General features: G+C 53.8%; 19 protein-coding genes. 10 read left to right on the top strand and 9 right to left on the bottom strand.

Annotated features, from left to right (window positions below):
• Positions 1 to 149 precede the first annotated feature (149 nt).
• From AC6I8L_RS23490 to AC6I8L_RS23470, 5 genes are all read right to left on the bottom strand, one after another.
• Complete coding sequence (locus AC6I8L_RS23490; RefSeq protein WP_058960305.1) at positions 150 to 569, bottom strand: bleomycin resistance protein; 420 nt, start codon at positions 567 to 569, stop codon at positions 150 to 152.
• Positions 570 to 690: 121 nt separating this feature from the next.
• A complete protein-coding gene (locus tag AC6I8L_RS23485) occupies positions 691 to 1,569 on the bottom strand; it encodes an AEC family transporter (protein ID WP_058960304.1) in 879 nt (292 codons plus the stop codon).
• A 103-nt stretch (positions 1,570 to 1,672) separates the two neighbouring features.
• Entirely contained in the window at positions 1,673 to 1,861 is a 189-nt protein-coding gene (locus AC6I8L_RS23480) for a YjfB family protein (protein WP_058960303.1), read from the bottom strand.
• A gap of 150 nt (positions 1,862 to 2,011) precedes the next feature.
• The gene (locus AC6I8L_RS23475) at positions 2,012 to 2,962 is read right to left on the bottom strand and encodes an aliphatic sulfonate ABC transporter substrate-binding protein (protein WP_058960302.1); all 951 of its coding nucleotides are present in this window, start codon (positions 2,960 to 2,962) and stop codon (positions 2,012 to 2,014) included.
• Positions 2,963 to 3,061: 99 nt separating this feature from the next.
• On the bottom strand, positions 3,062 to 3,967 hold the full coding sequence (locus AC6I8L_RS23470; protein ID WP_058960301.1) for a LysR family transcriptional regulator: 906 nt from the start codon (positions 3,965 to 3,967) through the stop codon (positions 3,062 to 3,064).
• 143 nt (positions 3,968 to 4,110) lie between these two features.
• Here AC6I8L_RS23470 and AC6I8L_RS23465 point away from each other — a divergent pair, with 143 nt between their 5' ends.
• Entirely contained in the window at positions 4,111 to 5,112 is a 1,002-nt protein-coding gene (locus AC6I8L_RS23465; protein ID WP_058960300.1) for a zinc-binding alcohol dehydrogenase family protein, read from the top strand.
• 87 nt (positions 5,113 to 5,199) lie between these two features.
• A complete protein-coding gene (gene nfsB, locus AC6I8L_RS23460) occupies positions 5,200 to 5,853 on the top strand; it encodes an oxygen-insensitive NAD(P)H nitroreductase (RefSeq protein ID WP_058960299.1) in 654 nt (217 codons plus the stop codon).
• 64 nt (positions 5,854 to 5,917) lie between these two features.
• On the opposite strand, the gene AC6I8L_RS23455 is transcribed toward nfsB, so the two are convergent.
• Genes AC6I8L_RS23455 through AC6I8L_RS23445 form a run of 3 tightly spaced genes read right to left on the bottom strand, consistent with a single transcriptional unit; the run spans position 5,918 to position 8,756 of the window.
• Positions 5,918 to 7,297 (bottom strand): heavy metal sensor histidine kinase, encoded by a 1,380-nt coding sequence (locus AC6I8L_RS23455; protein ID WP_058960298.1) that lies wholly within the window; start codon positions 7,295 to 7,297, stop codon positions 5,918 to 5,920.
• On the bottom strand, positions 7,294 to 7,968 hold the full coding sequence (locus tag AC6I8L_RS23450) for a heavy metal response regulator transcription factor (protein ID WP_058960297.1): 675 nt from the start codon (positions 7,966 to 7,968) through the stop codon (positions 7,294 to 7,296). The genes AC6I8L_RS23455 and AC6I8L_RS23450 overlap by 4 nt, the downstream gene beginning before the upstream one ends.
• A 26-nt stretch (positions 7,969 to 7,994) precedes the next feature.
• Positions 7,995 to 8,756 (bottom strand): alpha/beta hydrolase, encoded by a 762-nt coding sequence (locus AC6I8L_RS23445; RefSeq protein WP_058960296.1) that lies wholly within the window; start codon positions 8,754 to 8,756, stop codon positions 7,995 to 7,997.
• A gap of 249 nt (positions 8,757 to 9,005) precedes the next feature.
• Here AC6I8L_RS23445 and AC6I8L_RS23440 point away from each other — a divergent pair, with 249 nt between their 5' ends.
• The 8 genes from AC6I8L_RS23440 to AC6I8L_RS23405 all read left to right on the top strand — a co-directional run bounded on the left by AC6I8L_RS23440 (position 9,006) and on the right by AC6I8L_RS23405 (position 17,387).
• Complete coding sequence (locus AC6I8L_RS23440) at positions 9,006 to 9,986, top strand: TIM barrel protein (RefSeq protein WP_058960295.1); 981 nt, start codon at positions 9,006 to 9,008, stop codon at positions 9,984 to 9,986.
• Between the two features lie 50 nt (positions 9,987 to 10,036).
• Entirely contained in the window at positions 10,037 to 11,077 is a 1,041-nt protein-coding gene (locus AC6I8L_RS23435) for a sugar ABC transporter substrate-binding protein (RefSeq protein WP_058960294.1), read from the top strand.
• Between the two features lie 16 nt (positions 11,078 to 11,093).
• The gene (locus tag AC6I8L_RS23430) at positions 11,094 to 12,596 is read left to right on the top strand and encodes a sugar ABC transporter ATP-binding protein (protein WP_058960293.1); all 1,503 of its coding nucleotides are present in this window, start codon (positions 11,094 to 11,096) and stop codon (positions 12,594 to 12,596) included.
• A 31-nt stretch (positions 12,597 to 12,627) separates the two neighbouring features.
• Positions 12,628 to 13,599 (top strand): ABC transporter permease, encoded by a 972-nt coding sequence (locus AC6I8L_RS23425; RefSeq protein WP_058960292.1) that lies wholly within the window; start codon positions 12,628 to 12,630, stop codon positions 13,597 to 13,599.
• Entirely contained in the window at positions 13,599 to 14,456 is an 858-nt protein-coding gene (locus AC6I8L_RS23420; protein ID WP_058960291.1) for a MurR/RpiR family transcriptional regulator, read from the top strand. The genes AC6I8L_RS23425 and AC6I8L_RS23420 overlap by 1 nt, the downstream gene beginning before the upstream one ends.
• 2 nt (positions 14,457 to 14,458) lie before the next feature.
• Entirely contained in the window at positions 14,459 to 15,322 is an 864-nt protein-coding gene (locus tag AC6I8L_RS23415; protein ID WP_058960290.1) for a PfkB family carbohydrate kinase, read from the top strand.
• A gap of 181 nt (positions 15,323 to 15,503) precedes the next feature.
• Complete coding sequence (locus tag AC6I8L_RS23410) at positions 15,504 to 16,274, top strand: transporter substrate-binding domain-containing protein (protein ID WP_058960289.1); 771 nt, start codon at positions 15,504 to 15,506, stop codon at positions 16,272 to 16,274.
• A 24-nt stretch (positions 16,275 to 16,298) separates the two neighbouring features.
• Positions 16,299 to 17,387, top strand: coding sequence for a DUF2817 domain-containing protein (locus tag AC6I8L_RS23405; protein ID WP_058960288.1), 1,089 nt, complete (start codon positions 16,299 to 16,301; stop codon positions 17,385 to 17,387).
• Here AC6I8L_RS23405 and AC6I8L_RS23400 read toward each other — a convergent pair.
• The gene (locus AC6I8L_RS23400; protein ID WP_058960287.1) at positions 17,372 to 18,142 is read right to left on the bottom strand and encodes a HalD/BesD family halogenase; all 771 of its coding nucleotides are present in this window, start codon (positions 18,140 to 18,142) and stop codon (positions 17,372 to 17,374) included. The two genes, AC6I8L_RS23405 and AC6I8L_RS23400, sit on opposite strands and share 16 nt — an antisense overlap.
• Between the last annotated feature and the right edge of the window lie 53 nt (positions 18,143 to 18,195).

Here is an 18,195-nt window from a genome sequence, read left to right as displayed (position 1 = left end):
AGGTTTCATTACTTTCCCACACATAGCTGTGTGTTTCACAAGATAATCTCCTGTTCAATCTTCACCCAACTTCTGATCCTCGCTTTAAGTGCCTCCCAGCCCCGGGAAGCCATCACTCAAAAACCCACCCCCAACATCCACAATCCCCTTCACTCAACAAACTGGCAAAAACGCAAAAGATAGCCATCCGGATCCTGAACAAGAAATTCTCTCTGACAAGCAGTTTTATCTCCAATCTGATAAGTGTTTTCACGCAGCTCCCGATACAGCGGCACGCCATGTCTCATCACCCGCGCCAGCACACACGCAATATCATCCACTTCTATCTGGAAATTCACGCCACGCCCCAGCGGTTTGAGGAGTTCTGCGGTATTCCAGCCTTCGGCGTGAAACTGCTCAAGCATCAGCTGTGCTTCGCCGAGGTTGATGTAAGCAAATTCGGGATCGCTTCGTCTGACCATAATCTCGAATCCCAATACTTCAGTGTAAAAATGCAGTGAGGCAGTGAAGTCCGTTACGGTCAGTTCGGGCACCATCCGGTTCCAGTAGGGCTCATGCTGAACTGTCATTGCTTATGTCCTTTTAAATAGCACGACCTAAAGCTGATGCCGCACAATCTGTTTGCTCATGTCGCGACAAAGGATAAATGAGTGTCTAAAGAGCATCACGTTAACCCGTTCAAACATCCTCTCAACCCCATATCCCTAACGCTCTGCCACCCAAAACAGCACCCGAATAAAGCGCTATCGCAACGATACTGATACAAGTCCCACATGAAATCGCCTGCGCTGAATTTCCAGTGCCCAGGTAATGCGTCTCTAGCACGATAATATTGGCTGCCGGGGGAAGCAGGCAGAAAAGATACATCGTTGCTGGATTTTGCGTAATAAGTGGTGCGTTGAACTGATCGGCTATCAGCAGGAGCAACGAAACCAGCACAGCGAAAACTATTGAGCGAGTGAGAAACGGACGCAGTTCGAGTCGAAAATCGCGCATCGATATTGTTGTCTTTGAAAGCCAAATTCCTAAAACGGCCATGCCAAGAAAACTCATCATAAATTTGGCAATTTGATACAGGCTATCAAAGTGAAGAGCCACCAAATCACTCAGCGGAATCAATGCTGCGCCGATCATCAGAGCGATGACGGGCGGGGTGCGCATCAACGTGATTGGATTAAATTTCTCTCCGGAGAGCATGCCTGCGCCCAGCGAGTTGCCGACAATTGAGCTGCCGACGTAGGCGGCAATGATAATGGTCGCAGCATCATTGCCGAATAGCACGCTGGCGACGGGCAGACCCAGCCAGCCGATATTAAGATAGCTAAAACAGAGGTTTTTTATTGGGTCAGCAAAAACATAGCGACCTGCCAGCAGCAGCACCATCATGGATATCGCGGTGGCAATAATAATGGTGCTCATGCTGTGAAAGCGGGTCGATATATTAAAGATGATCACGATGGGAATAGCGATACGCGTCAATATCCATGACGCAGCCGTTTTGCAATCCCAGGCAGTTTTACCCAGCAACCATCCGGCAAACAGATAGATAAGCGGAAAGAAAATCGTCACGAAACATCCCTGATTAGCGTGTCGACCACTCCCTGGAGTAGGGAGTGGTTAAAAATACACGCTATCAGAGGTCGTTCAGTGAGTGCAACGATGCAACGCGAGTTTATGCGGTGGTATTGATGTTACGGCCAACTGCCGGATTGGCCGGCAGTTGCGGAATCGAATTAAGAATTCCTGCTGCCATTGACTGCTGATTATCCAGGGTCTTTTTCAGTACCAGGGTGCTCACTTTACTGCTGAGGTCCATATTTTCCAGACCGATAGCCAGTGAAGTAATCTGTGATACATCCATCTTGCTCTCCTTTAAAACGACTAATGGGGGGCGGAAACGGCTTTGAGAAAGCCTGATACGTCTATCGGCATCCAGCGGCAAAGCTTCACTGCTATCTTCGGAGATCCCCGACGCCAACCGGCTTTATCAGATTATTCTCTGGCAGGGCGGCTATTTCGCCTGCGGCTGCCAGGTGCCCACATCCTGCGCATCAATCGCTTTCGGCAGCAGCTTCGCCTGATAAAACGCATCTGCAATCTTCTGCTGCTCAGCCAAATCGCTCTTGTTCACTGGCTCGATCTGATAGCTGCGTTGCTGGTTCGCTTGTTCAACCGTCGCCAACGGCAAATTACCCCACAATGGAGAGAGAATCTTGGCTGCATCCGTTGGATGTGCTTTCAGCCATTGAGCTTCCTGATCCAGCGTCTTATACACAATGCCCAGCACCTCAGGATGCTTCTGCGCATAAGGCGTCGACACCAGATAGTAGCGCTGATAACTGGCGAGACCTTTGCCGCTCACCAGCACGCGCGTGTGCTGCTCGACTTTCGAGCTGGTGACAAAGGGTTCCCAGGTCACCCACGCATCAACGCTGCCATGTTCCAGCGCGGCACGCCCATCGGCAGGTGTCAGCCATGCAGGTGTGACATCACTGAATTTCAGTCCCGCCTTTTGCAACGCGGCGATCAGCAGGTAATGGCTGCCAGCCGCTTTGGTAACGGCAATCTTTTTACCTTTTAAATCCTGCAGTGATTTGATGTTGGAATTAGCGGGCACCAAAATGGCCTGAGCTTCAGGCGAAGGCGTCTCGCGTGCGTAATACGTGAGGTCGGCGCCTGCCGCTTGCGCGAACACCGGCACGGTATCGGCCACGTCAGCAGAGAGGTCAACGTTGTTGAGATTCAGCGCCTCCAGCAGCGGCAAACCGCTGGTGAACTCGTGCCATGTCACTTTAATGCCGCGATCGGCGAGCGCCTTATCCAGATCGCCACGCTGCTTTATCAACGTCAGCAAGGTGGAAGATTTTTGATAGCCGATGCGAAGTGTCTCTTCGGCATTGGCGCTGGCAAGCAGTGAGGAGAAAAGCAGTGAAGCAAGTATTGTCTTTGTAATGTTGCGCATGTGAGTCCCTGACGGTGTTATCAATTTTTAAAAATGATAAAGCCGCTCACGAGGCAATCAAAACCGCAAGTTCGCATAAGCTCTGCACATTTACAGCTATTAAAGTTGCGCGGTCATCGCCCGCAAATGCGCCCGTAACACGCTATGCAGCGCCCGAATTGCGGGGGAAAACTGCTTACGATGCGGGCAGATTAAATGCAGCGGCGTGCTTTCGCCGGGGATCTCAGGCAGCACCCGTTCCAGGCGGCGCTGCCTAATGTCTTCACAGACGTCAATCCAGGATTTATACGCGATGCCCATGCCATTGATAGCCCAACGACGCGCCACTTCGGCGTCATCACACAGCAGGCGACTTTTCACCGTGATTTGGCGGCGCATACCTTCCTGCGGGAACGTCCACTTGTCATAGACATGCCCGCCCATCACAAACGGCAGGCAGTGATGCTGGGCCAAATCTTCCAGTTGATGCGGGCGTCCATGTTGGTCGAGATAGGCTGGCGATGCCACCATAATGCGGCGATTGTCCTCGGCCAGCGGTAATGCCACGTAACTGCTGTCTTCCAGTTTGCCGTAGCGAATGGCGATATCGACCGGATCGCGGAACACATCGCTGATTTGATCGGATAACGATAACCGAACCGACAAGGCAGGGTGCTCACAGCAAAATTCGGTAATCAGCGGCAAGAGGATATTGCGGCCAATATCGGAAGGCATCGCGATTTTAAGCTCACCGCTCAGTGCGTCTTCGTGACTTTGCAGGCTATCAGCGCCCGCTTGCATCAGAGCCAGCATCTCCTGCGCGTAGGGTAGATACTTTTCACCCTCGGCGGTCAAGCGCAGGCTACGCGTGGATCGTGCAAACAGGCGACGATCCAGTTCTCGCTCCAACCGCTGAATGGCGGCACTTACTTGCCCCGGCAGCAAATTCACTTCACGGGCCGCGCGGGAAAAGCTGCCCAGTGCTGCCGACCGCACAAACAGCGTGACATCTTCCAGTCGGATCATTTTCTTACTCATCGTCAAAACAGACAGGGATTTTCACTCTAAGAGTGAAAGTGTTGCTGTGCAATCGGCATTTTTCCTCAGCGTGCAGGCCGCTATGCTGAGCTCAACTTACCTAACACCCTGATGAATTAAGGAACAGCTTGATGAAAGCGATAGTTTATAGCCAAAACGGTTTACCAATTTCCGATGAAAATGCGCTGTACGAACTGGATGTCGCCCAACCGCAGCCGGGCGCGCGTGACCTGCTGGTAAAGATCCACGCGATTGCCGTGAACCCGGTAGATACCAAAGTGCGTAACGGCGCGCCAACCGATAAACCGCGCATTCTCGGTTGGGATGCGGTCGGCGTGGTGGAGGCGGTGGGCGAGGAAGTCACGCTGTTCCAGCCGGGCGATGAAGTGTTTTACGCGGGCGATATTACGCGCGCGGGCAGTTATGCCGAGTATGGTCTGGTGGATGAACGCATTGCCGGACATAAACCCCGTACGCTGAATGATGCCGATGCCGCCGCGTTGCCGCTGACATCACTCACCGCATGGGAATTGCTGTTTGATCGTCTGGAAGTGCAGGCGGATGACAATGCCGCATTGCTGATTATTGGAGCAGGCGGCGGTGTCGGGTCAATTCTGACGCAGCTGGCGCGCAAGCTGACTAACCTCACGGTGATTGCTACCGCATCGCGTCCCGAAACTGAAGATTGGGTGCGTTCTCTGGGCGCTCATCATGTGGTCAATCATCAGCAGCCGCTGGGTGAACAGCTGGCGGCCATTGGCCATCCGCAGGTACGCTATGTGGCTTCATTGACGCACACCGACAGCTATTACCCCCAGCTGGTGGATGTGCTGGCTCCACAGGGCAAGCTGGCGCTGATCGATGATCCGGAAACGCTGGACGTGGTGCCGCTGAAGCGCAAAGCCATCTCGCTGCACTGGGAGCTGATGTTCACCCGTTCACTGTTCCAGACCCGCGACATGCAGCGTCAGCACGATATTTTAGAGCGCGTAAGCCAGCTGGTTGATGACCAGACGCTGCAAACCACGGCAGGCGAACATCACGGCACCATCAACGCGGCCAATCTGCGCAAAGCCCATGCGCTGATCGAGAGCGGTCGTGCACGCGGCAAGATCGTGCTGAGCGGCTTTTAACCCTTTGAAACACAATTCGTTAACCGCCGTGTAAGCGCGGCGGTTAAGGTAACGGCACTTTTAAAATAATCGATTCAGGAGATTGCCATGACACTTAATGACGCAGTGGCTCGTCGCCACACCGTTAAAGCCTTCGCCAGTGGTAAAAGCTTGCCGCAGGAAGAGATCGAAACGCTGCTGAACGTGCTGCGTAACAGCCCGTCTTCCGTCAACTCTCAGCCGTGGCATTTTGTGGTGGCTTCCACGCCAGAAGGTCGTGAGCAGATCGCGCAATCCACTACCGGCGCCTTTGTTTATAACGGCCCGAAAGTACTGAATGCTTCCCATGTGATCGCGCTGTGCATGCGCACCGATCTGGATGACGCACATCTGCAAAATGTGCTGGAGCAGGAAGAACAGGATGGGCGTTTTGCCAAACCAGAAGGCAAAGCCGGTCAGGATAAGAGCCGTCGTGGCTATGTCGATATGCACCGTTACGAGCAGCGTGATATCCCGCAGTGGATGGAGAAACAGGTTTACCTGGCGCTCGGTAGTCTGCTGCTAGGTGCCGCGATGTTAGGGATTGATGCGACGCCGATGGAAGGTTTTGATCAGCGAGCGCTGGATCAGGCGTTAGGCCTGCGTGAGAGAGGCTTTACCAGCGTGGTACTGGTATCGTTGGGCTATCGCAGCGACGAAGATTTCAATGCGGCATTGCCAAAATCACGTTTGCCGCGCGAAGAGATTTTCACCTTTATTTAAGCGGTTGCGGCGCAATTTTTTGCGTGGTTTTAACCCCGCGCGATGAATCGCGCCGCGACACGTTTCATCGCGGAAACAGCAAACTAAACCGGTTCACCCCGTTCTCACTGCTCACCGCACAGCTACCGTGATGCAAACGCATGATGCTGCGTACAATCGACAACCCCAGCCCGCTGCTGCTTTGATGGCGTGATGCATCGGCGCGCCAGAAGCGATCAAACATTCTTGCCTGCTGCTCGACACTGAGTGGCGCACCGTCATTCTCCACCACCAATTCGATCCCCTGATCGCGCACCGCACTTAACACGCGAATGGTGGTATCCCGCTCGCCATAGCGCAAAGCATTCGCCATCAGATTCGCCAGTGCACGCTGCAGCAGCTGTGGATCGGCGCGTAATTCTCCTTGCATGCGCATCTCCAACTGCATGGCGTGTTCTTCGGCCATGCCATCAAAATAGTCCTGCAACTTCTCGCCAAGCTGTGCCAAATCGATGTTTTGCCAATCCATCGCCTGGCTGGCGTCTTCCGCTTTAGCGAGGAAAAGCATGTTATCGATCATCTTCGCCAGTCGCTCCAGTTCCTCGTAGTTGGAGCCCAGCAGTGCCTGATAGTCGCCCACGCTGCGCGGCTGGCTCAGCGCCACCTCGGTCTGACCGATCAAGGTGCCAATCGGCGTGCGCAGGTCGTGCGCCATATCGGCGGAAACCTGGCTGAGCTGTTGATAGCCCTGTTCAAGACGACTGAGCATCTGGTTGAAGGCAGCGACCAGCGGTTGCAGTTCTGTCGGAGCATCGCTGAACTGGATACGGTGCGATAAACGCCGCACGTCTATGGCATCGGTTTCCGCTGCCAGCCGACGCAATGGCGATAAGCCGCGTCGCACCAGCCAGATGCTCAATAATGCAACCAGCAGGGCTGCCAGTGCAGTTGATACAATAATCTGGTCGCGATAACTATTCAGCGTTTGGGTACGATCGCTCATCAGGCGGCCGGTGATGATCTCAATTTGCCCATTACCATCGCGCGTCGGCGCTAATGCAGCGGCGGAAATAAAAGGCGTGCCGTCCTCTGCCTGCTGGTGATGCACAGAGGCCAGACTGAGTGGCTGATCGGCGGGCACGGGCGTGATGTCGGGCATCGGTCGTGCGCCGGGATTGACCATAATCAGCGGCGGTTGACCTGGAAAGCGCAGCACTAACAAGGATTCTGTATTGCCCAGCATATTGGCAAACAGGCGCGGTTTTTGCTGAATCAGCGTAATGGCGTCTTCATCGCGTAGCAGCGTACGAATCTGATCAATGCGCGTCAGTAAAGCCGCGTCATCACGCACGCCAATTTGCTTCGCCAGGGACTGATACAGCGCAAAGCCGCTCAGGGCAAAAATCACGATCACCGCAGTGCTGAGCAGTAGTGATAAGCGAGTGGCAAGCGAGAGTTTTTTCATGCTTCAGCTTCGCAGCGATACCCAACGCCGTGCACGGTGTGAATCAGCGGTTGAGCAAACGGGCCATCGATTTTCTGGCGCAGGCGTTTTACTGCCACGTCCACCACGTTGGTGTCGCTATCAAAATTCATGTCCCATACGCGGGAGGCGATCACCGTGCGCGTCAACACTTCACCGGGATGCAGCATAAACAGATGCAGCAGGTTGAACTCTTTGTTGGTGAGGTCGATGCGTTGCCCCGCGCGCTCCACCCGACGTTTAAGGATATCGAGTTGCAGATCGGCCAGGGTCAGCACATCGGGAAGTTTTTGCTGGCCGCCGCGCCGCAGTTGCGTGCGGACGCGTGCCAGTAGTTCCGCAAACGAGAAGGGCTTCACCAGGTAATCATCCGCGCCCAGTTCCAGCCCCTTGATGCGATCTTCCAACGTGCCTTTAGCCGTGAGGAAAATAACCGGCGTCTGGGTCTGTTTATCCAGCGCGGCCATCACCTCCCAGCCGCTCATGCCGGGCATCATCACATCGAGTAAAATCAGGTCGTAATGATGCTCCTGCGCATAGAACAAACCATCTTGCCCATTTTCCGCTACATCCACGATGAATCCCGCTTCGGTTAATCCTTTGCGCATGTAATCGCGCGCTTTGGCTTCATCTTCAATCACCAAAATTTTCATGCGCATCTCCGGGCGGGACAAGTGGATTAGGGCTGCGCCTGCTGAGCAGCCTGTTCAATCAGTTTCGCGACATCATCAGGATGAGATTCATACACCGAATGGCTGGCGCCCGCGACTTCAACCGTGTGGCTGTGCGCGCGTTTGGCGTACATCCGCTCCAGATCAGGGTTAATGATTTTGTCAGCTTTCGCCACCATGTACCAGCTAGGCTTGGTCTTCCATGCCGGGTCAGGAATGTTGGCGGTGAACACAGCGGCGTTGGTTGGCATCTGCGCGTGGGCTTCAAAATCCGTCTGTGCAGCCGGTAAGTCGGCGGCGAAATCGCTGTGGTAATTTTCTGGCGCGATGGTCAGATAGCCATCACTGGATTTAGCAAACGGATGCGCGCTGTTGGGGAATTTTTTGCCGTTAATCGCTTCGGTTTCGCCGTTATTGAGTGCATGAGCGGCGATATACACCAGACCCACCACTTTATTGTCATTTCCGGCTTCGGTGATGATCGCGCCACCATAACTGTGGCCGACCAGAATCACCGGTCCATTCTGCTGATCGATGATGCGGCGTGTCGCCGTGACATCTTCCGGGAAACCGGTCAGCGGCTCCTGCACCAGCGTCACTTTATAGCCATCGTGCGTCAGGCGGTCATACACCGGACGCCATCCTGCACCACCCACAAATGCACCGTGTACTAACACAATATTCTTCACCGGCTGCGCTTTGGCTTGCGCTGCGCCGCCTGCCATCGCCAATAAAATGCCCGCTGCTAACGTCAGTTTTTTCAGTTTCATTTTTGTGCTCCAGATAAGGAAGGTTCGGGCACAGGATATGAAAGCGGCGCTGACAGCAGGGTGAGCGAGTTATGACAAAAGAATGACAGGGCTGTGCGCTGATCGATCGCAGGATTTCGTGAACGGCCTCGCAAATTGAAGCGATGCCGTCTTGCTAAACAAATTGGCTTGTGTAATTTATGCCATAACTTCACAAATAATCGTGAAGAAGGAAAGTACATTACAACCAGCACTGAAGGATCCTTCCTCATGTCAGAATTAAAGTTTGCCACACGTTTGAACTCTTTCGCCTCTGGGGCGCACTTATACTGGCCAGATCTCCAGGGAAAACCTTCTGTATTACAGATGATTGCGCGCGCCGGTAAGGTGAATGGCCTGACGCATCTCGATCTTAACTATCCGCAGCACATGACCAGTGACATTCCCACTATGCGTCAGGCGATTGCTGATGCAGGCCTGGCGGTCAATGGCATGCAGATGCGCTGGGATGCTCCCCAATTCAAAATTGGCGCCTTTACTAACCCTGACGCCAAAATTCGTCGTGAAGCTATCGAACTGACCAAGCGCGGTATTGATGCGGGCCGCGAGTTTGGTTCACGCCTGATGACCTTGTGGATGGGCCAGGACGGTTTCGATTATTGCTTCCAGGCCGACTATAAAAAGATGTGGGAAGACGCCGTCAGCGCGGTGCGTGAAGTGGCTGAATATGCGCCGGAAATCGACGTCAGCATTGAATACAAACCAAATGAACCGCGTGCTTACAGCATCTTCCCGAATGCCACCACCTGTTTGCTGGCCGTGGAAGAGGCGGGATGCGCCAACCTCGGTATCACGCTGGACTTCGCTCACGTGCTGTTTGCCAATGAAGTGCCGGCGTTTGCGGCCGCCATGGTGGCCCGTCGTTCACGCCTGTTAGGGCTGGACCTGAATGATGGCTGGGGCAAACGCGATGATGGCTTGATGGCGGGCTCTGTGAATCCGCGCGCCACGCTGGAATTCCTGTGGCAGATGCAGCGCGATGGCTATCAGGGCGCTTATTACTTCGACACCTTCCCGGATGCCAGCGGCCTCGACCCGATCCGTGAAGCGGAAATCAACATTGTGACTGTGAAGCGTCTGCTGAAGTTGAGCGAAAAACTCAACAATAACCCAGCACTGGAAGAAGCGATTAGCCGTCAGGATGCGGTGGCCTCACAGCAGATTGTGAATGACATCATGCTTGCACAATAAGCAAGCGCAAAACCCTGCACCTCAAATAAAACGATAAAAAGGCTACCACCATGAAAAAGCTCTTACTCTCTGTACTGACCTCCGCACTGCTGTGTTCCAGCGTGCACGCTGCTACCTTAGCGCCGCTGAAATCTGACTCCGAGCCCGACCGCACAGACTGGACGCAGCTGGAAAGCAAATACGGCCCGATGCCGAAAGTCGACAGCAAGCTGAAAATTGGCGGCGTGTCGAAAACGCTGACCAATGAGTACTGGCGTTCACTCGGCGAGGGGTATCAGAACGTTGCGAAGCAGTATGGTTTCACCGTCGCTTACCAGGCCGCCGCGAATGAAGATGATCAAATGGGCCAGTTGTCCATCGCTGAAACCCTGATTGCGCAAGGCTTTAATGGCTTGCTGGTGTCACCTCAAACCGATATCAACCTTGAGCCAGCACTGGAAAGCGCCAGCAGCAAAGGCATTCCCGTGGTGAACGTCAACGATGCGGTGGTGCCAAGTGCCCAGTACTACGTTGGGAACGTGCAGAAAGATAACGGCGTGCGCGTCGCCAAATGGTTTATTCAGCACTATCCGCAGGGCGGCAAAGTGGCGGTGATTGAAGGCCAGCCGGGCGTGTACGCTGCGGGTCAGCGCACTGCCGGTTTTAAAGAGACGCTGCAGGCGAATGGCAAATTCAACATTGTCGCCAGCGTGCCAGCTAACTGGAGCCGCGAGCAGGCCTTTAATGCCGCATCGACCATTCTGCAGCAACATCCGGATCTGATTGGTTTCTATGCCAACAACGACACCATGGCGCTCGGCGTGGTGGAAGCGGTGCGTTCGCTGAATAAAGCTAAGCAGACCGCAGTATTTGGTACCGACGGTATTTCCGATGCCTATGCTTCTATTAAACGCGGTGAACTGACCGGCACCGTCGATAGCTTCCCAATCCTGACCGGTGAAGTGGCGATGGAAGTGATGTTGCGTCTGGTGAACGGACAGAAACTGTCGCGCGTGATTGCCACGCCACAGGCGTTGATCACCAAAGAGAATGCCGATGCCTTCTCAACCAAAGACAACGACAAATTGCGTCAATTGCTGGCACAGCAGTAACACAGGCGGAGAGCGTATGGAACAGTATCGCTTAATGATGCGCGGCATCAATAAAACCTACGGTAGCGCCATCGCGCTGCAGGATGTGGACTTTATGGTGCGACCGGGCGAAGTGCACGCGCTGATCGGAGAAAATGGGGCAGGCAAATCCACGTTGCTGAACATTCTCTCTGGCGTGCGCCCGGCGGATAGCGGTGACATCCACGTCAACGGCGAGTCAGTGCAGATGAAAAATCCGCTCAGTGCGCGCCATGCGGGCATCGCGATGATTCATCAGGAGTTGCAGCATGTTCCTGAGCTCTCCGTCGCCCAGAATATGTTTCTGGGTCGCCCGATGACCACCCTGAGCGGTTTGTTTGTCGATAAACGCGCTCAGTTGGCACGTGCCACGCATATTCTGAAGCAGCTTGATCCCAGCATTAATCCCGCTGAGCCGATCAAGCACCTCAAGGTATCGCAGCAGCAGATCGTGGAGATTGCGCGCGCACTGCTGGATGAGGCGAAAATCATCGCCATGGATGAACCGACATCCAGCCTGACGCCGCGTGAGTTTGAGCGCCTGGCGGAGTTGATTGCAGATTTGAAATCCACAGGTGTTTCATTGATTTATGTGTCGCACAAGATGAATGAAATCTTCCAGGTCTGCGATCGCGCCACCATCATGCGCGATGACCGTCAGGTCGGGGTGGTGAACATTTGCGATGAGACTGAAGAGAGCATCGTCGCGAAAATGGTAGGGCGCAAAATCGATAAGCAGGCGCACCAGTCATGGGCCACCGATCGCGAAGTGCTGCAGGTTGAGAATGTGACGCGCGGAACGGAGATAAAACCGGCTAGTTTCAGCGTCTGCGCCGGGGAAGTATTGGGCGTGGCAGGTCTGGTCGGCGCAGGCCGCACCGAATTGCTGAAACTGATTGCCGGTATCGACAAACGTAGCGCGGGTGAAGTGCGCGTAAATGGTCAGTCAGTACGCAATCACAACGTTAGTGCGGCGATTCGTGCCGGTATTGGTCTGGTGCCGGAAGATCGTAAGAAAGAGGGCATCATCAAAGCGCGTGCAGTGAAAGTGAACATGGCGCTGCCGTCGATGCGCAACTTCACGCTCGCGGGCGTTATTCGTAAAGTGAAACTCGACGCGGTGGCGCAGGAGGTGATGTCCGACTTAAAACTGCGTCCGCTGAATATTGAAAAACCGATCGGCACACTGAGTGGTGGTAATCAGCAGAAAGTGATTATTGGCCGCTGGGTAGCCGCGGATGCCGAAGTGTTTTTATTTGATGAGCCAACCCGGGGAATTGATATCGGGGCTAAAGCTGAAATATATAACCTGATTGAAAAGCTGGCCCAGCAAGGTAAAGCGATTGTCGTGGTGTCGTCAGAAATGACCGAGATATTACGTGTATCCGACCGCGTCTTAGTGATGCGTGAAGGAAGAATTACGCGTGAATTAACCGGTGATGACATTACCGAAGAGAACATCGCGCGCTTTGCTATTAACGACATTAAAGAAGCTGTATAGCACTCAATCTGCACTCTATATAGGCACAATTATGATGACGCAAACAAATACACAGCCAGCGGCTGCGCCGTCGGCAAAATTTAAACTCAATCTACGCGATGCCGGCACCTTAATCGGACTGCTCATTATCGTGGTGACATTTTCATTCCTGTCGCCGGTATTTTTTACCGTGCCAAACCTGCTGAATATTTTGCAGCAATCTTCCATCAATGCGCTGATTGCACTGGGAATGACGCTGGTGATTATTTCCGGCGGTATTGATCTATCAGTTGGGCCGACCGCCGCACTCTCTGCAGTATTGGGCGCCACCCTGATGGTGGCGGGTGTGCCGGTTCCGGTGGCGATTCTGGCCACGCTGGGTATCGGTGCATTATGTGGGGTGTTCAGCGGGATGCTGGTGGCCTATGCAGGACTGCAACCGTTTATCGTCACGCTGGGTGGGCTTTCGCTGTTCCGCGCCATTGCGCTGATTTATACCGGCGGGAATCCGGTGTTTGGCATTCCGATGGAGTTTCGCAGCCTAATTAACAGCGATCTATTCGGTTTTCCAACCCCGATCATCATTGTCGCAGTGATTGCGTTGGTGTTATGGCTGGTGATGAATAAAACCCCGTTGGGCGAATATATTCTGGCGGTGGGCGGTAACGAGGAAGCGGCGCGCGTGGCCGGTGTACCGGTTAAACGCACCAAAGTGACGGTGTTCATTATCTCAGGCACTTTAGCGTCACTGGCATCGTTAATCCTGATTGGGCGATTAGGCGCAGCAGAACCCACTATCGGAAATTTGTGGGAGTTAGACGCGATTGCGGCAGCGGCGATTGGCGGTGCTTCACTGATGGGCGGCAAAGGCAGTATCGTCGGCACCATTATCGGCGCAATCATCCTCGGAGCATTACGTAATGGCTTGACTCTGCTGAATATTCAGGCCTTTTATCAATTGCTTGCCACTGGCCTAATCATTATCATAGCGATGTTGATTGACCGGGCGACAAGAGGCAGGTAATGAAGCAAGATCCGCGAGCCATTGGCGCTCAAATTCGTATGCGATTACCGCAGCTGACGCCGCTGGAGCGGCGTGTTGCCGAAGCCATCATCGCCAGAACCGACATCAGTGAACAGACTTCGCTGCAGGAAATTGCCGAAGAGAATAATGTCTCACAGGCGATGATTGTGAAAATTACCAAGAAGCTCAACTTCACTGGCTTCCGTCATTTTCGCACCGGACTGATTTATTATAATCAATCTGAAGTGGCTGGCTTGCATGCAGAAATTGAGCCGGAAGACTCGTCGGAACAATTACTGGCTAAAGTATTCAGAACCTCGATTCAGGCAATTGAAGAGTCATTATCAATTCTGGATATTTCTGAGTTTAATCGTGCTGCCGATATTTTATTTAAAGCACGCCATATCGATCTTTATGCGGTGGGCGGTTCAGCCACCGTGGCGCGGGATTTATCGCACAAGCTGCTGAAGATCGGGATCAAGTCCACGCCTTATGACGATGCGCATATTATGCTGATGTCTGCAGCGGTGTTATCCGACGATGACGTGGTGATCGCCATCAGTCATTCAGGGGCAACGCGGGCAGTAAACGATCCGATTAAACTGGCGGCACGAAATGGTGCAAAGATTATTGCTATTACCAATTATGCCGAGTCGCCAATTGCGCGCAATGCGCATGTGGTATTGACATCAACCTCTCAGGGATCGCATCTGCTTGGGGAAAATGCGGCGGCACGTATCGCGCAATTAAATATTCTCGATGCGCTGTTTGTGGCAATCGCCAAAAAAGATTTAAAGCTGGCGGAAAAGAATCTGATGAAAACCCAGCGTGCGGTTCAGGATCTGCGGGACTTTTAGTCATGAACAAAATTATTGTCGCTGGTAGCCTGCATTACGACATTATGCTGGCGGCCCACCATCGCCCGGAAAAGGGCGAAACCGTAATAGGCAGCGGCTGTAGCTATAAATTTGGTGGTAAAGGCGGCAACCAGGCGGTGGCGGCCGCACGTGCGGGTGGCGCGGTGCGTTTTATTGGCGCAGTGGGCGCCGATGCGCAGGGCGAATTTCTGCTTGCGGCGCTGCGAGATGCCGGCGTCAACACCGATGCGGTGGCGATTTTGCCGGATATGCCGTCAGGAATGAGTGTGGCGATCAGCGATGCGGAAGGCGATTACGGTGCCGTGGTGGTGTCCAACGCGAATCTGCATATCGATGTGACTACGCTACCTGACTCGCTGTGGCAGGATGCTGGCTTGCTGGTGTTGCAAAACGAAGTGCCCGCCAGCGTGAACCTGCAACTGGCGCAGCAGGCCCGGCAGAAAGGGATTGCGGTGTGTATTAACGCCGCACCGGCGCGCGAGTTTGAACCCGCGCTCGCCTCCTGCGTTGATCTGCTAATCGTGAACGCAGTGGAAGCACGCGATATGTGTCAGATCGAAGTCACTGATTTGGCCTCTGCGGAGCGAGCGGCACAAAAACTGGCGGAAGATTTCGCGCAGGTGATTGTCACAGCGGGCGAGCACGGTCTGGCGGTGTGCCAGTTGGGTGCACCGGTGCAGAGTTTGCCCGCGATTCCGGTGAAGCTGATCAGCACTCACGGCGCAGGTGACTGTTTTGTCGGGGTGCTGAGTCAGGCGCTGGTGTCCGGTTCCTCGCTGCCTGAGGCGGCGGAGAAAGCGAATCAGGCTGCCGCAGAGCACGTTTCTCGTCCTGCCATCGCTTAATACTCCACCTCACATTTCCGGCATTAAGATTCTCTTACTGCCGGAGATAAATTCGCTTAACTCCTTCTGTTTTATAAGAATTCCCTCTGCGTCAAATCCATTTTTTTAGTGGTGGTAATGTTTCCGTCATGTTATTAAATCTCCATGCCGTTGTGAATTTACCTGCCTGCTGGAGATAACAATGAAAAAGAGTTTGTCCTTCGCGTTACTGCTTTCACTGGGCGCTTTCAGCACCTTATCGTTTGCTGAGCAGACGTTGCGTTTTGGTGTTGATCCCACTTTCCCACCGTTTGAATCTAAGGCCAGTGATGGCTCACTTAAAGGATTTGATATCGATTTGGGCAACGCCATTTGTGCGCAGGCAAAAGTCAAATGCCAGTGGGTGCAGATCGGCTTTGATGGCAGTATTCCGGCACTGCAGGCTAAAAAATTTGATGCGATTCTGTCGGCGATGTCGATGACGGAGAAACGCCGTGAGCAGGTGGATTTCAGCAACATGCTGTATATCACGCCGAGTGCGTTGCTGACGCCAAAAAGCAGCACCCTGACCGAAGATATCAGCACGCTGCGCGGTAAAAACATCGGCGTGGCGCAGGGCACCATTCAGGAAACCTACGCCAAAGCAAAATGGGCGGCACAGGGTGTCAATGTGGTTTCCTATCCGAACCAGATGGAGATCTATCCCGATCTGGTCGCCGGGCGACTGGATGGCACTCTGGCGAATGCGGTGTCTGCGGATCAGGGTTTCCTGAATACGCCGGAAGGCAAAGATTACGTCATCAAAGCCACGCTGGTGGATAAAGAGCTGCTGGGCAACGGTGTGGGAATTGGCCTGCGTAAGGGCGATACCGTGCATCTGAAACTGATCAATGATGCGCTGGCCGAACTGCACAACAATGGCACTTATGATCAGCTGGCGAAAAAATATTTCAAGTTCAAGGTCTATCCGTAAGCGCCTTTATTTACAGGAAACAGCATGTCAGATTTGCCGCATTATTCGTCCCAACGTGCCCGCTTTCTTGCGGCAGTCGAGCGCCAACACGGCGCTTTGACTTCATATCCGCATCCGCTGCCGGGCCCACAAGGTGAAACGCTTTATACCGATGTCGCCGTCATTGGCGATCCCGGTGCAAGCAAATTGATGATGATCATCTCGGGCACGCATGGGGTGGAGGGCTACTACGGATCGGACAGTCAGATTGAGTGGCTCAATCGCTTCAGTCTGACTGCTTTGCCCGATGACACCGCGATTGTGCTGCTGCACCTGTTGAATCCCTGGGGAGCAGCCCATTTGCGGCGCGTCAACGAAGACAACATCGATCTTAATCGCAATTTTATCGATTTTACTCAGCCAGCCCCCGCCAATCCGGAATACCCGTCATGGCACGGGATTTACCAAGGCGATCGGACACAAGCTGATGCGCTATTAACTGAAACCCTTAACGGCGCAGGTTGGCTGGCGGTAAAACGGGTGGTGGAAGCCGGGCAATACCAATTCGCTGACGGCTTCTTCTACGGTGGACAGCAACCGAGCTGGTCTTATCGCACCATGCAAACCATTATCACCGACCATTTATCGCAGGCAAAAACCATCCTGAGCTTCGATCTGCATACGGGGGCCGGAGCCTGGGGGCATCCAATGTTGCTCTCGATTGCTGAGCAGCAAGTCGCTGCGCATCAGTGGGGAAAGTCACTGTATGGCGAGTGGTTAACGTTACTGTTTACCGGTGCAGGTCGTGACAGTGTCACCGGAGTGACCGCGACCGCAACGGGTTATCTGTCGCAGTTCCTGCTGGAATCACTGCCGCAGACGCATATTTTGCCACTGGTGGTGGAGTGCGGAACCTATCCCGGCGAAGAGATGCATCGTCGCGTGCGTGACGATCATTGGTTGCATCTGCAAGGTGAACCGGCCAGTGATTCAGGGCGCGCCTTAAAGCATGAGCTAGTGGAAGGTTTCTGGCCAGCAGACCGCGACTGGCGCGATCTGGTGGCTTTTCGGACCCAGCAGATATTTGTACGCGGCTGGCAAGGTTTGTTGAACGCCGATCACAACCGACCATAAAAAGTCATGCGCGCCGTTTCCGACAGAGCGATGCCAGGCTGTGTGTTGTACGCCAGCACTGCCAGCATGCGTGTGATGTCGCCTTCGGTTGGCGTCACACGATGCATTGAGTTGCGACCACGGAACAGCACTAAGTCACCCGCTTCAATCGCCAGCGCATCGACCGGCTGGCGCTGATCCAGCACCGCGGCAACGCCTTCGAAATTCATCTCTCCCGCATCGGCATCGCGCAAATCCTTCACATACTGGAATATGCCGCCGGCGCGGGGTTTCTGTACCAGCAGGGTGATGGCGAAGGAGGAGTTATCGAAGTGCCAGCCTAGCTCTTGACCATCAGGCGCGTAATGCAGATTGATGGAAGAGAGCGGATCGGCGTAAGGATAGAGCGCGGTTTCACCCAGCACGTCGCACAGGAAACTTTTAAACAGTTCGTCGTTGTACAGCTGGCGCAGCGGCGATTCGGCGGCAATCACATCGTCGGTAATACAGCCTTTGGTACTGATCACATCACGATTGCGCGGATGGTCAGCGTCATACGCCTCGTCTTTCTTCATCAGATAGACGTTATGCTTGCTGAGGGTGTGATAGGCCAGATGGCGCTGAGCGTTTCCTTCGGCAATGATGCTTTGCAGCGCGTCGGGTTGTAAAAACTGACGCAGGACCAGCGCGCCATGCTGGTTGAGCTGTTCACGGCATTCACGTCGCCAGTCGGCGTCGGCCAGTGGATGCAAATCGAAACGAATCAATGCAGACATAGCAACAGTTCTCATTGTGACAGGTGTGTTATCACATTAACTCACTGATATGT

Source organism: Type-E symbiont of Plautia stali (genome assembly GCF_059731115.1).
Note: the sequence above shows the minus strand (reverse complement) of the source record. Positions and strands in the feature narration are given on the sequence as shown.